The organism is Woronichinia naegeliana WA131 (genome assembly GCA_025370055.1).
In the GTDB taxonomy this organism is placed as follows: Bacteria; Cyanobacteriota; Cyanobacteriia; order Cyanobacteriales; family Microcystaceae; genus Woronichinia; species Woronichinia naegeliana.
Window position 1 is genome coordinate 7,279,209 of record CP073041.1, and the last position, 13,444, is coordinate 7,292,652.

General features: G+C 38.0%; 14 protein-coding genes and 5 pseudogenes. 11 read left to right on the forward strand and 8 right to left on the reverse strand.

What is annotated here, in order from left to right:
• The first annotated feature begins 609 nt into the window (after positions 1 to 609).
• From KA717_36970 to KA717_36990, 5 genes are all read left to right on the forward strand, one after another.
• The gene (locus KA717_36970) at positions 610 to 1,308 is read left to right on the forward strand and encodes an IS1634 family transposase (protein ID UXE60959.1); all 699 of its coding nucleotides are present in this window, start codon (positions 610 to 612) and stop codon (positions 1,306 to 1,308) included.
• Positions 1,299 to 2,453 (forward strand): ISL3 family transposase, encoded by a 1,155-nt coding sequence (locus KA717_36975; protein ID UXE60960.1) that lies wholly within the window; start codon positions 1,299 to 1,301, stop codon positions 2,451 to 2,453. The genes KA717_36970 and KA717_36975 overlap by 10 nt, the downstream gene beginning before the upstream one ends.
• Positions 2,454 to 2,495: 42 nt before the next feature.
• Positions 2,496 to 3,473 (forward strand): IS1634 family transposase, encoded by a 978-nt coding sequence (locus tag KA717_36980; protein ID UXE64900.1) that lies wholly within the window; start codon positions 2,496 to 2,498, stop codon positions 3,471 to 3,473.
• Positions 3,470 to 3,640: an IS1-like element transposase gene (locus tag KA717_36985; protein ID UXE60961.1), complete on the forward strand. Its 171-nt coding sequence runs from the start codon at positions 3,470 to 3,472 to the stop codon at positions 3,638 to 3,640. Before KA717_36980 ends, KA717_36985 begins: the two co-directional genes overlap by 4 nt.
• 79 nt (positions 3,641 to 3,719) lie before the next feature.
• A complete protein-coding gene (locus KA717_36990; protein ID UXE60962.1) occupies positions 3,720 to 3,965 on the forward strand; it encodes a hypothetical protein in 246 nt (81 codons plus the stop codon).
• Positions 3,966 to 4,202: 237 nt separating this feature from the next.
• Here KA717_36990 and KA717_36995 read toward each other — a convergent pair.
• Positions 4,203 to 4,813, reverse strand: a pseudogene (locus KA717_36995) (transposase).
• Between the two features lie 200 nt (positions 4,814 to 5,013).
• On the opposite strand from KA717_36995, the gene KA717_37000 reads away from it, so the two are divergent.
• Both KA717_37000 and KA717_37005 read left to right on the forward strand, forming a co-directional pair.
• Positions 5,014 to 5,208, forward strand: coding sequence for a transposase (locus KA717_37000; protein UXE60963.1), 195 nt, complete (start codon positions 5,014 to 5,016; stop codon positions 5,206 to 5,208).
• A 17-nt stretch (positions 5,209 to 5,225) separates the two neighbouring features.
• Complete coding sequence (locus tag KA717_37005) at positions 5,226 to 5,399, forward strand: hypothetical protein (protein UXE64943.1); 174 nt, start codon at positions 5,226 to 5,228, stop codon at positions 5,397 to 5,399.
• Here KA717_37005 and KA717_37010 read toward each other — a convergent pair.
• Positions 5,372 to 5,521 (reverse strand): hypothetical protein, encoded by a 150-nt coding sequence (locus KA717_37010; protein UXE60964.1) that lies wholly within the window; start codon positions 5,519 to 5,521, stop codon positions 5,372 to 5,374. The two genes, KA717_37005 and KA717_37010, sit on opposite strands and share 28 nt — an antisense overlap.
• A gap of 124 nt (positions 5,522 to 5,645) precedes the next feature.
• Here KA717_37010 and KA717_37015 point away from each other — a divergent pair, with 124 nt between their 5' ends.
• Positions 5,646 to 6,725 (forward strand): IS1 family transposase, encoded by a 1,080-nt coding sequence (locus tag KA717_37015; GenBank protein ID UXE60965.1) that lies wholly within the window; start codon positions 5,646 to 5,648, stop codon positions 6,723 to 6,725.
• A gap of 32 nt (positions 6,726 to 6,757) precedes the next feature.
• On the opposite strand, the gene KA717_37020 is transcribed toward KA717_37015, so the two are convergent.
• The 4 genes and pseudogenes from KA717_37020 to KA717_37035 all read right to left on the reverse strand — a co-directional run bounded on the left by KA717_37020 (position 6,758) and on the right by KA717_37035 (position 9,658).
• The gene (locus tag KA717_37020) at positions 6,758 to 7,189 is read right to left on the reverse strand and encodes a hypothetical protein (protein ID UXE60966.1); all 432 of its coding nucleotides are present in this window, start codon (positions 7,187 to 7,189) and stop codon (positions 6,758 to 6,760) included.
• 323 nt (positions 7,190 to 7,512) lie between these two features.
• A pseudogene (locus tag KA717_37025) lies at positions 7,513 to 8,850 on the reverse strand (IS5 family transposase).
• Between the two features lie 102 nt (positions 8,851 to 8,952).
• On the reverse strand, positions 8,953 to 9,264 hold the full coding sequence (locus KA717_37030) for a hypothetical protein (GenBank protein UXE60967.1): 312 nt from the start codon (positions 9,262 to 9,264) through the stop codon (positions 8,953 to 8,955).
• The gene (locus tag KA717_37035; GenBank protein UXE60968.1) at positions 9,230 to 9,658 is read right to left on the reverse strand and encodes a hypothetical protein; all 429 of its coding nucleotides are present in this window, start codon (positions 9,656 to 9,658) and stop codon (positions 9,230 to 9,232) included. Before KA717_37035 ends, KA717_37030 begins: the two co-directional genes overlap by 35 nt.
• 45 nt (positions 9,659 to 9,703) lie before the next feature.
• Between KA717_37035 and KA717_37040 the strand changes: the two are divergent.
• Positions 9,704 to 10,777: pseudogene (locus KA717_37040) on the forward strand (IS4 family transposase).
• A gap of 12 nt (positions 10,778 to 10,789) precedes the next feature.
• Here the strand turns inward: KA717_37040 and KA717_37045 are convergent.
• A pseudogene (locus KA717_37045) lies at positions 10,790 to 11,520 on the reverse strand (transposase).
• A 118-nt stretch (positions 11,521 to 11,638) separates the two neighbouring features.
• On the opposite strand from KA717_37045, the pseudogene KA717_37050 reads away from it, so the two are divergent.
• Positions 11,639 to 11,764, forward strand: a pseudogene (locus tag KA717_37050) (IS1 family transposase).
• A 129-nt stretch (positions 11,765 to 11,893) separates the two neighbouring features.
• A complete protein-coding gene (locus tag KA717_37055) occupies positions 11,894 to 12,973 on the forward strand; it encodes an IS1 family transposase (GenBank protein ID UXE60969.1) in 1,080 nt (359 codons plus the stop codon).
• Between the two features lie 111 nt (positions 12,974 to 13,084).
• On the opposite strand, the gene KA717_37060 is transcribed toward KA717_37055, so the two are convergent.
• Complete coding sequence (locus KA717_37060) at positions 13,085 to 13,420, reverse strand: helix-turn-helix domain-containing protein (GenBank protein UXE60970.1); 336 nt, start codon at positions 13,418 to 13,420, stop codon at positions 13,085 to 13,087.
• Positions 13,421 to 13,444 lie beyond the last annotated feature (24 nt).

A 13,444-nucleotide genomic window follows, 5' to 3' on the forward strand; every position in this document is an offset into this window, starting at 1 on the left:
AGATAAACGGTTCCATGCGTCTAGATTAACCTGCATATCATAAGTTGTACTAGGTTCTCACCATCCCAAATAATGATAAAAAAGTGGCTTTCCTTCTTTAGTTTTTGCTTTATTTAATTCTAGGATTGTTATCTCGTCGTAGGGTCCTATCCACTCGGCAGCATTTATGTCTCCATTAATTAATGAGTCTTTGATTTGAGAGAATCTAATCTTATGCTTGTAGCTAAAATTCGAGTTTAACTTCTTTAAAACGTCTTTTCCCAAGCCTGGGGTCGTGTTCTAAACCTGTGGAAAAGAGTAATAATAAATAAATGTAAATCTTAAAATTGGTGTGCCATGCTATTCAAAGCAATTGTTTGCCCAAGTTGTCAAAGTACGGATATTGTGAAACACGGCCCCTCTGGGGAGGGGAAAGAGCGTTACAGATGTCGTAATACAGAATGTAAGCGTTGCACATTTATCTTAAACCCACATTCCGCAGGTTGTCGAAGAGGAGCACTAGTTCACGCGAGCTAGTATCGGTACTTGTGCATTGATTTCGGGCAAGGATAAAAAATGTCAATAAAGTTCTAAAATGGAGTCTTGTCTTAGATAGAATCAACAGTAAAAATGAATAACCTAAATATTAAAGACCTCGACCACTTAGGAATCGTAGCGGGAATTATAGATGAAATGGGTTTAGTAGAAATTATCGATGAGGAAGTGGGAACTCATCCTCAAGAAAAGCTCAGTGTAGGTACAATAGTAAAAGCAATGATATTAAACTGCTTAGGATGTATCAATGCTCCGTTATATTTGTTGAGTGAGTTTTTTAAAGGAAAAGCATTAGAACACCTATTAGGAGAAGGAATAAAAGCAGAAGATTTAAATGATGACAAGCTAGGAAGGTCATTGGATAAGGTATTTGGAGTGGGGGTAAAAAACCGGTTCACGAAAATAGTCCTAAAAGCGGCAGCAATCTTTGGAATAGAACAAAAGTCAAAGCATTTAGACTCAACCTCAATGTCTGTACAAGGGAAGTATAAGGAAAGGATAGAAGATGAGGAAGACGAGCAGACAAAAGCCATAAAAATAAAATTTGGTTATTCCAGAGATAAACGACCAGACCTAAAACAGTTTATGTTAAATATGATATGTAGTGGAGATGGTGGTGTCCCTCTCTTTATGCAATTAGGAGATGGCAATGAATCGGATAAAAAGGTGTTTCCCCAGATAATCAAAGACTGTCAAGAAACGTTGGCTCTTCCCCCAACTGTGTGGAAAGTGTATAATAGTAATACCACAGTAGGAGGTGGAGTATGTGGATAAACTTGGATGAGCTACTAGGTTTGCCAAAGGTAACAGTCGTAAACTATCGAGAAATAGATGGTGCTTTGTTCTTAAAATTAAAAATGAAAAACGAAGTAATAGAATGTCCAAATTGTCATAAAGAATTGGAAGATATAAATCAAATAGAATATAATTTGGTTCGGGATTTATCCCTATTGGGAAAGAAAGTATATCTGGAAGTGCCCCGCCGCCAGTTCCATTGTGAAAAATGTCAGAAATACATAACAGAAAGACTGGACTTTATGCGGCTAAGAAAACATTATACAATTCGTTATGAAGAAAAGATTTATGAGCAAGTAAAAAAGAAAAATGTAGAAGAGGTAAGGCAAGAAGAAGAAATAAGTTGGGGAACATTGGAATCAATATTTGAAGAGTATGCAAAGCAGGCAGAAAAGAAGGAATGGGAATTACCAGAAAAGATAAGTTTAGACGAATTTAGTAATAGAAAAGGAAAAAAAGACTTTATTACAACAGTGATAGATATAAATAAAAAGGAATTGTTAGAAGTAATAAAAGGACACAAAAAAGAAGAGATAATAGAAGCCCTAAAGGTGCAGCCAGCAAGGGTTAGAGAGAATGTAAAGGAAGTAAGTGTGGATATGTGGGAGGGATTTACGTCAGCAATAAAGGAGTTATTTGTAAATGCTAAAATCGTCTATGATAGATTTCATGTAATGAAAAATATAAATGAAGAATTGAATAAATTGAGAAAGAAAATGAATATCCATAAAAAGGGTTTAACATACCTATTATGGAAAAATAAAGAAGAGTTAAAAAAAGAAAAAAGAGAAGAGTTAGAAGAGATATTGAAAATGTATCCTTGTTTAGGAATAGCGTATGAAATGAAGGAAGAGATTAGAGATATTTATGAGCATTCAAGAACGACAAATGGTGCAAGGAGAAAATTTGAAAAATGGATGAGAACAGCGTGCCTATTCTATAAAAAAAGTGTGGGTATGCTGAAAACTCATTTGACAGGTATATGCAATTATTTTGAAAACCATACAACTAATGGATTAACGGAAGGGATGAATACAAAAATTAAATTAATAAAAAGGAAAAGTTATGGATTTGCTAATTTTGAGCATCTACGGCTTAAATTGTTAGCTTGCTTTAACTCTTAACATAACATTACACACAGACAAGGGGAGAGCCAAACGTTGAATATGGAAGGTTTATCGGTGATTGATGGAGCTTTTTATACGGCGGAAAATGTGGGCATGGCGAGGTCAATTCAATGGTTAAGTCGTGTCCCTCTGAAAGAAGCCACTGAGACTTTGGCAAATATATCAGAAGACCAATGGCAGCAGGGTGAACAGGACGGTTATCGTTGGCAAGTGAGGGCTTCGGAATATGGGGGTGAACAGCAACGATGGCTTGTGGTCGAAAGTGCTCAACGTCTCCAGTCCGATAATAAAGCTATAAGTCAAAAAATTGAGAAAGCCGATAAAGTTGTCAAAAAAGAATGGCAGAAACTTTGTGGACAGAATTTTGCTTGTGAGGCCGATGCTCTTACTGAGGCTCAACTCTGGCCAAAAACCTTGACTTATCATCAACTCAGTCAAGTTGAGGTTCAGACTATTCCTTACTATGCCAAGGGAGGAAGACCGAAACAAGGGGCTACCCCTCTCGGTTTTCATTACCGCTTAACTGGGCAATTAAGCCTTGATTCCTCTTGCTTGGAAGCCGCATCTAAACGGGCTGGACGTTTTATTTTAGCTACTAATGTTCTTGATTCTCAGGTTTTGAGTCCCGACCAGATGTTGGCTGAATATAAGGCTCAACAAAACACCGAGCGCGGCTTTCGCTTTCTCAAAGACCCTTTCTTTTTTGCCTCTGCTCTTTTTCTCAAGAATCCTCAACGCATTATGGCTTTGATGATGATTATGGTTGTCTCTTTATTGGTTTATACTTTGGCACAACGTCGCCTACGACAGGCTTTGGCTCTTGCCCATCAGACTATTCCTAATCAAAAGGGTAAACCGACCGCCATTCCCACTCTGCTTTGGGTCTTTCAGTCTTTTCTGTTTATCCGTTGGTTAGAGATTGACGGCATTCAAACTATCGTTAATTTGACCTCCAAACACAAACATATTCTTTCCTTTCTTGGCTCTTCATGTCAAAAGTACTACTTTGTCTCTTGACTTACCTGCGGAATGTGGGCTTAAACTATACTTATAAAGGTTATTTGCCAGAAGTAAAGGAAAAGATTGCCGAAATGGCAATGAATGGTAGTGGCATAAGGGATACAGCCCGTGTGCTGAGGATTAGTCCATCAACAGTGATTAGTGAACTAAAAAAAAGAGTCTAGTTTAGTATTCGTCAACGAAAAAAAACTAGCAGAACTGGAACCCAGTCAGAGTATTGTAACGCTCTGCCAATGGAATGACGTGGAAGCAGAACTCGACGAAATGTGGGGTTTTGTGAAGAGCAAAAAAGAGCAAAGATGGTTATGGCACGCTATTGATCATAAGACAGGTGAGATACTAGCTTATGTTTTGTCTGGTCACAAAGACGAAGCATTTCTAAGGCTAAAAGAGTTGTTAGAACCTTTTGGTATTACTCAATATTATACAGATGGATGGGGGGCTTACGAACGACATATTGAGCCAGCATTGCATGAGGTGGGTAAGTAGGGCTTGCTGAAAAAGTCAAAAAACGAAAGAAATGTGGGTTAGGGAAGTATGGACTGAAAAAGCATAGATAACTTATCCTTATGGAAACAAATCAAAATACAGATTTTGTTTAATCTATTGTTCCTTTCTGTCTAAAAAGGTCAACACAAATCACTCCTCACAAAAGAGAGGAAAATTAACACCATTTTTCACAAGAAAAACGACTCTACAACTTTTTACTTTTTGTCTTCTGAAGTAGAGTAGAGTAGAAAGATTCATTACCAAAAAGTTCATCGCAATTACCGTTTCCGAGGTCTCAGGTAGTTTGGCCATCACTCGACCAAGACTAAATTTCCTCTTTCCCTGTCCGAATTTACCCTCAATGGCATTACGCACTCTTTCATCTGAGCGTGCCTCTTTCTTTTTTTCTTTGCTCACCTCTTTCGGCGGTCTTCCCAATCGGGGACCACTCATTCTTATATCCCTTTCTTTACAATAAGCTCGATTCGCTTTTGTTCGATAGATTTTATCCACATGAACCGATTCCGGATAACATCCTGTTTCCCTTTTATATTCTTCTATTCGCGCTTGTAAATCTCCCGATTCGTTGTAATTATCCCAACTTAATTTGTCTAAGAAGACAAAGCCATTCACATTACTTGCCGATATTTTAGCTCCAAACTCTACTGCTTTTCCCGCTTTTCCACGCACTATTGGACGCACGTGAGGTTGGCTTACACTCACGATTCTGTTTTCTACTTTATTTGTCTTTTTTCATACATTTCTAACTGTTGCTCATACACTTTTCCTATCGTTACAAGCTCTTCTTGCTCTTTTTTCGTTAGTTTTTCTAACTTTGCTCCCTCTTCTGACTTTTCCCGTTAAGTCCAAAATCCAGCAATGCAAACTTCTAGAGGCTTTATCTGGCAAGGGTTTGAGTAATGATTCTCTTGACAGGAAAAAAATATTCTGAAGCCATCATCCCGCTTATCGTTCAAATTTCAAAAACAAAGGATGAAGGGAGTATGAGACTGTAAAATGGAGAAAATCTTAAAGGGCAGGTCAAAAAATGTTGGAATGGTGGACAAAAAACTTTGCCAGTTGTGAATTGGGAGACGAGAGGCTAAACAATCGTGCCTTCTCGATTGGGAAAAAGTTAAGTGAGGGGTTTGGAAAAGCCTTATCAGAAGTGTTTAAGGGAGGAAACGAGTTAAAGAGGGCCTATGAATTTTTGGGAATCCGAAAACAGACTTTGTCAAGATAATAGAGCCGCACTGTGAAATGACAACTGCCGCCGTAGAAGAATATAAGATAATGCTATCAGTCGGAGATACGACCTTCTTAGATTATCGCAATATCAAGGAAAAAAGGGAAGGGTATGGGCCGACTGGAAGGGTGCGACCTTTAGTTGATAAAAGCTGTTGTAATCAGGGTTCTACAGGGAACCCATATTGATCAAGTTTTGCCCAAAATTGACTCCATCGTTCCTTGGTCAATACCAAAGCTCGTAGGCTCAAAATAATTCCTGCTCCTTTTTCCTTCCATCGCATCCCTGGGTACTGGTATCGTGTGATCAAAGCTAGAAAAAGTTATGGTGTAAGAGTTTGAGAAAATAGAAAATAACTTACGACTGGACATATTCCCGTTTTTGTTATACTATTATTATTGTCATTATATTAAAGAAAGGGAAAACGGAAAGCAATGTCAACATTGAATAAAAGCTCAATTGACCTCCTAAGTGATATTGGCTTACCTCAAGAGAAAGAGGAAGCCTTATTTCAGAAAAACTGCCCTCATTGCTATAGTGAAAAAGTAAAAATACATTCTCATTACCAAACGAAAGGTAACGGGGAACGTAAAATGTTCATCTGTCAAGAATGTGGTTCTTGTTTTGCTGAGACTTATGGTAGCGTAATCGCTGGCTTAGAAACCCCATTAAGTGAAATTGTAAAAGTATTAAAAGCCAGAATGGAAGGAATAGGATTAAATGCAGCAGCCCGAGTATTCGGCTACGCAAAAACAACAATATTGAATTGGGAAAAGAAATTATCAGGATTACAAGAGACATTATTTTTATACGCCTTAGTGAATGAATTTGTTAAATTAGTAATAGAAGGGGATGAACTATACACAAAAGTTGGAAAAAATAAAGAAGCAAGTGCCTCTGAGGGGTGGACAATCGTGCTCATGGACAGGGCTAGCCGCTTTATTTGGCATTTAAAATGTGGTAAAAAAGAGCAGAAATTATTTCTAGAAGCAATGATGACGGTAGCGGAATTATTTGAAAGGAGTGCAGAATCTCTCCAGTTATTTACAGATGGAGAAAAGCGATATAGTCAACTGCTATTTAATATTTGTCACGAAGTATTAAGGACTGGGAAGCGAGGTCGTCCCACCAAAGTATTACCGAAGGGTATGGTGGTAAGATTAAAAAATAAGAGTAGTAAACGTCGAGATTCTGAGGGTAAACTAGAGAAAGTAGAAACTCCGAAAACTGAACATCCTGAGACAACAGAAAAACCAGAAGACAAGGATGTTCATGCCAACCACGTTGAGGCATTTAATAGTTCTCTACGACGCTATTTAGCCGCCTTTCGTCGTCGAACAAATACTTATGCTAAATCTGTTGTGGGATTACAGCGAGTGCTAGATATTTTCTGGATGGTTCATAACTTTGTTCGCAGCCATTTTACGACGAAAAAAGTTCCTGCGGTAGCTCTCGGTATAATTCAAAAAGGGTTAACTTGGGAGGACTTACTCCAAATTCGCCTGATTTGTTGAACCTCTTGTATTGCAACGTTTATAGCTTCTAGCTAGACGATACCAGTGCCCATCCCTGAACAACATAATCGTTGTTTGACCAACGTCTTACAAGCTGCTTCCGTAACACCTGAACCAATCGGATACTTTTTCTCTAAGTATTCAGCATAATCCATTTGATGCTGATGATTCTCGTAATAAGTAATCGCCGCTTGTAGTTTCTCGGTAAGATTCTTAGAATGACTTTTTTCTTCTTTGACTTCTTTCATCAGATTTAGCAGTTCTCCTGCTTTTCCTTTTTCATGCTTGAGTTCTCGACAATTTTCAGTCAACCATTCTTTTTGTTTTGACACTGTATTCGGATGCAACGCTTCTGCCAAGGCACCTAAGTAACCAGAGGCATGATAGAAATCTAATATCTGTTCTTCCGTTTGCTTTTCTAAAAACTTCCAATTTGATTCTGCCCCGTCTGCTATCCCGACCAATGTTGCCTCTGGATAACGGTTTTTCGCTCGCTCAATTTCTCTTTCTAATCTTTCTAGAAAACTCTTTTTTCCATACTCTGGTGCCGCACCTAGATAGGGCTTGCTGAAAAAGTCAAAAAACGAAAGAAATGTGGGTTAGGGAAGTATGGACTGAAAAAGCATAGATAACTTATCCTTATGGAAACAAATCAAAATACAGATTTTGTTTAATCTATTGTTCCTTTCTGTCTAAAAAGGTCAACACAAATCACTCCTCACAAAAGAGAGGAAAATTAACACCATTTTTCACAAGAAAAACGACTCTACAACTTTTTACTTTTTGTCTTCTGAAGTAGAGTAGAAAGATTCATTACCAAAAAGTTCATCGCAATTACCGTTTCCGAGGTCTCAGGTAGTTTGGCCATCACTCGACCAAGACTAAATTTCCTCTTTCCCTGTCCGAATTTACCCTCAATGGCATTACGCACTCTTTCATCTGAGCGTGCCTCTTTCTTTTTTTCTTTGCTCACCTCTTTCGGCGGTCTTCCCAATCGGGGACCACTCATTCTTATATCCCTTTCTTTACAATAAGCTCGATTCGCTTTTGTTCGATAGATTTTATCCACATGAACCGATTCCGGATAACATCCTGTTTCCCTTTTATATTCTTCTATTCGCGCTTGTAAATCTCCCGATTCGTTGTAATTATCCCAACTTAATTTGTCTAAGAAGACAAAGCCATTCACATTACTTGCCGATATTTTAGCTCCAAACTCTACTGCTTTTCCCGCTTTTCCACGCACTATTGGACGCACGTGAGGTTGGCTTACACTCACAATTCTGTTTTCTACTTTATTTGTCTTTTTTTCATACATTTCTAACTGTTGCTCATACACTTTTCCTATCGTTACAAGCTCTTCTTGCTCTTTTTTCGTTAGTTTTTCTAACTTTGCTCCCTCTTCTATCATTTTTTCTATATCAGACAAGTTTCTTTTTATATATCCTAGTTGTTTTTTTGTTCCTTTTCTTCTTTCTTTTTTTGACACACGACGTTTTTTTGCTATGGCTAAGTACTCTTTTCTTGCCACTTCCCTATAAGTCCTCGGCTTTTCTTTCCTTTTCTCTTTTATTTCTTCATACAGCTTATCTATTATTTTTTCTGTTTTTTCTCTGGCATCATTCAATATTCCTATATCCGTTGGATATTTTATATCTGCTGGTGTACAAGTCGCATCTAACAATAACTTTCCTTCATTTTCTTTTTTTTCTGACGCTACACCCGTCGCTTTTTTTTCTATTTCTTTATTAATTTTATTTATTAATTCCATTCCTATTTTTTTACGAAAATGAACCATCATTGACGCATTAAATGCTTCTTTGCTACTATAGCTTTCCATTCCTATAAAGTACTGTAAATAAGGGTTCTCTTTTATTTGTTCTACTGTTTCTCTGTCACTTTTTCCTGAAATTTCTTTGATAATTAATGCTCCTAATGCCATTCTAAATGATTTGGCTGGGGCTCCTTTTTTTTCTGTGAAGTTTTTTGCATATTCTTCCTCATATTCTTCCCAGGGAATCATTTTTGACATTTCTATCCAACGATTTTCTTCGTCTAACTGCCCGCCGAACAGATTTTTCAAGTTTTCTGGTGTTTCAATTGAGTACTGTTGCTTTCGGTACATCTGCTTTCTCTCTTCTTAATGCAATGGTTTTGAGGCATTCTACCCTATTTTCGTGCATTCTAGCGGTTCTTAATTCGCCTACTATTTTTCTCCGTAAAGGTTTCAGCTTTTTTCAGCAAGCCCTAGATAGATTGTATGTTGACGTTCGCCTTCACTATCGTATAGGGAAACGGTTCCCACCATTGCTTCACGGTAGCCATCCTCACACATCAGCATACAGGTTCCATCTAATCCTATTCCCACTGTTGCAATTTGGCTATCCTCCTTGGGCGGGGCATAACTCCACGCTTCTTCTTTTGCCTGTACCACACTTCCTACTGCTTCACTCAATCTTTGGATATAGGATAGCGCTACTTTTCTACCATGATTTTCTAATAAATCATTTTTCACCTCTTTGCCTGCCATCCCTGACATTTTTGAGGATACCTGTTTTGCCAATAATGGCGTTGATGTTATGATTATCCTTGCTTCTCTTTCTAAGGGGCAATACGTTTTTCCTCAAAGGTGAACGCTGATATACATGACGATTCACTATAACCTCACCATAAGGTGTTTGATATTCTTTCGGTTGCTCTCCCTTACTCTTCCAGATTTCTTCACCGATTTTTAAGGGTGAACCATCTGTATCTAAATATTTCAAGGCTTCTTTGCTGGCGATGCAACCTACTTCGTTTAAGCCTTTTTGAATATTTATTTCTGTATCCAACATTGAACGACTGAGTTCTAATGTTAGTTCTATTTTTATCTTTGAACCCTCTACATTAATTAGTTTTGCTGTCATCATTGTTTCCTCTTTGTCACTTTTCATCTCATGTTAACACTTTTCTTTTTCTTCATCAACTAAAGGTCGCACCCGACTGGAAAAGGAGGGAATGGATTAATACTGCATAGTGCTTTAGCAATTGAGCCAGAAAAAGGACAAGTATTAGGTTTATTATGGCAAAAACTGTGGAATAGGGAGGTAAAAGAAAAGCCCCCAACAGATGAAACGGCGAAGCAGAAAAAAGAAAGACAGAAAGAACAAAGAAAAGCAGCTCGTCAAAGACCATTTGAGGAAAAAGAATCCTACAAATGGGTAGAGGCTCTAAACACCTGTGAGAAACAGGTAGAAAGTTCAACGAGGGTAATTCATGTATTTGACAGAGAAGGAGATGTTTCAGAAGTCTTTGACTCAGTGCGTCAACTCAAGCATACAGGAGTGCTGGTCAGAGCGTCTCATAATCGTAGTTTAGACAAAAATAGTGAACGACTTTGGCAACATTTGGAATCAGAACCGATTCGTTTTCATCAAGAAATCGAGATTCCGAGTACAGGAAAAAGAAAAGCACGGAAGGTTAAGCTTGCCGTCCGATTTTGCTCAGTTAATCTACGAACTCCCTATCGTTTTGATAATCGTGACCCGTTGAATGTCTATGCTGTTTATGCGACAGAAATCGATTGTCCCGAAGGCGAAACTCCTTTATCTTGGATGCTTCTGACTACAGAAGTTGTTGAGACTATTGAGATGGCTGTCACTATTCTTCGTTGGTACACCTACCGATGGCGGGTTGAAGAATTTCATAAAGTCCTTAAGTCTGGTTGTCAGAGTGAGCGTTATCGACTTGCCTCTGATGGAATGAAAACTCTTTTGGGTTTTTTAAGTGTCATTGCTGTTGAACTTTTACACGTTACTTATCTTCATCGTACCCAGCCCGATGCTCTCGCGATTGAAATTCTTAATCCTCTTCAACTTCAGGTGTTAAAAGCAGCCGCCTCTCAAAAACTTCCCCCTATTTTGACTGTTGCTTGGGCTGTCGAGTCTGTTGCTTTTCTTGGTGGTTATCTTGAACATCGTCGTAAAACTCCTCTCGGTATCCAAGTCCTTTGGCGCGGTTGGTTGAAGTTGCATGACCTTTGCCAAGGCTGGCAGCTTGCAATCCGCACTTAACGGGAAAAGTCAGGCTCCCTCTTCTATCATTTTTTCTATATGAGACAAGTTTCTTTTTATATATCCTAGTTGTTTTTTTGTTCCTTTTCTTCTTTCTTTTTTTGACACACGACGTTTTTTTGCTATGGCTAAGTACTCTTTTCTTGCCACTTCCCTATAAGTCCTCGGCTTTTCTTTCCTTTTCTCTTTTATTTCTTCATACAGCTTATCTATTATTTTTTCTGTTTTTTCTCTGGCATCATTCAATATTCCTATATCCGTTGGATATTTTATATCTGCTGGTGTACAAGTCGCATCTAACAATAACTTTCCTTCATTTTCTTTTTTTTCTGACGCTACACCCGTCGCTTTTTTTCTATTTCTTTATTAATTTTATTTATTAATTCCATTCCTATTTTTTTACGAAAATGAACCATCATTGACGCATTAAATGCTTCTTTGCTACTATAGCTTTCCATTCCTATAAAGTACTGTAAATAAGGGTTCTCTTTTATTTGTTCTACTGTTTCTCTGTCACTTTTTCCTGAAATTTCTTTGATAATTAATGCTCCTAATGCCATTCTAAATGATTTGGCTGGGGCTCCTTTTTTTTCTGTGAAGTTTTTTGCATATTCTTCCTCATATTCTTCCCAAAGAATCATTTTTGACATTTCTATCCAACGATTTTCTTCGTCTAACTGCCCGCCGAACAGATTTTTCAAGTTTTCTGGTGTTTCAATTGAGTACTGTTGCTTTCGGTACATCTGCTTTCTCTCTTCTTAATGCAATGGTTTTGAGGCATTCTACCCTATTTTCGTGCATTCTAGCGGTTCTTAATTCGCCTACTATTTTTCTCCGTAAAGGTTTCAGCTTTTTTCAGCAAGCCCTAAGTATAATACTCAAAAAATCGAACGAAAGCACTTGACATTGAGAACTCGAATAAAGAGATTAGCGAGAAAAACGATTTGTTTCTCCAAATCTATTGTGATGGGAACTGGTATCGTCTGATCAAAGTTGGAAAAAGTTATGGCGTAAGGCTTTGAGAAAATAGAAAAATAGTTTAAGACTAGACATCGGCCCGTTTTTATTATACTATTATTATTGTCATTATATCAAAGAAGAAGGAAACAGAAAACAATGTCAATATTAAAGAAAAGCTCTATGGAAATCCTGAATAATGTTGGCTTGTGCCAAGAGAAAGAGGATGCCTTATTCAAGGACAACTGTCCTCATTGCTATAGTGAAAACGTAAAAATACATTCTCATTATCAAACGAAAGGTAACGGGGAACGTAAAATGTTCATTTGTCAAGAATGTAGTTCTTGTTTTGCTGAGACTTATGGTAGCGTAATCGCTGGCTTAGAAACCCCATTAAGTGAAATTGTAAAAGTATTAAAAGCCAGAATGGAAGGAATAGGATTAAATGCAGCAGCTCGAGCATTCGGCTACGCGAAAACAACAATATTGAATTGGGAAAAGAAATTATCAGGATTACAAGAGACATTATTTTTATACGCCTTAGTGAATGAATTTGTTAAATTAGTAATAGAAGGGGATGAACTATACACAAAAGTTGGAAAAAATAAAGAAGCAAGTGCCTCTGAGGGGTGGACAATCGTGCTCATGGACAGGGCTAGCCGCTTTATTTGGCATTTAAAATGTGGTCGAAAAGAGCAGAAATTATTTCTAGAAGCAATGATGACGGTAGCGGAATTATTTGAAAGGAGTGCAGAATCTCTCCAGTTATTTACAGATGGAGAAAAGCGATATAGTCAACTGCTATTTGATATTTGTCACGAAGTATTAAGGACTGGAAAGCGAGGTCGTCCCACCAAAGTATTACCGAAGGGTCTTGTGGTAAGACTAAAAAATAAGAGTAGTAAACGTCGAGATTCTGAGGGTAAACTCAAGAAAGTAGAAACTCCGAAACCAGAACATCCTGAGACAACAGAAAAACCAGAAGAAAAGGACGTCCATGCCAACCACGTTGAGGCATTTAATAGTGCTATCCGACGCTATTTATCTGCCTTTCGTCGTCGTACAAATACTTATGCTAAATCGGTTGTGGGATTACAGCGAGTCCTAGATATTTTCTGGATGGTTCATAACTTTGTTCGCAGCCATTTTACTACGAGAAAAGTTCCTGCTGTAGCTCTCGGTATAATTGAAAAAGGGTTAACTTGGGAGGACTTACTCCAAATTCGCCTGATTTCTTGAACATCCCGTATTGCAACGTTTGTAGCTTCTAGCTAGACGATACCAGTGCCTTGTGATGCACGATATTGTCCTTGGATTATTTATCAATCGCTTTGAATTTGGATGTCTTATTTAGATGTGCTTCCACAGATTCAGAACACTACCCAATATTTGTTCGGGTTTAAACTTGGCTGGTGCTCCACTACGCTCAGCATCTTTTATTCTTTCTGTTATTTCTATTCCCTTTGCCTGCCCTGCTATCCATCTTTCTCTCCATTGACTTGCCATTTTTCGGCTGATTTTTAATTTTCTAGCAATTTCTCGATTATTTTCTCCCTCATCTGCCAGAAGCACTATTTTTGCCCTTAAGGCAATTTGCTGCTCTGTTGTATGACGATTTATCAGTTTTTCTAGATGTTCTCGTTCTTTTGCTTCCAACTTTAACTCTTTGGGGGCTAATCGGGGCATGACTTTTTCTCCTATATACCTATA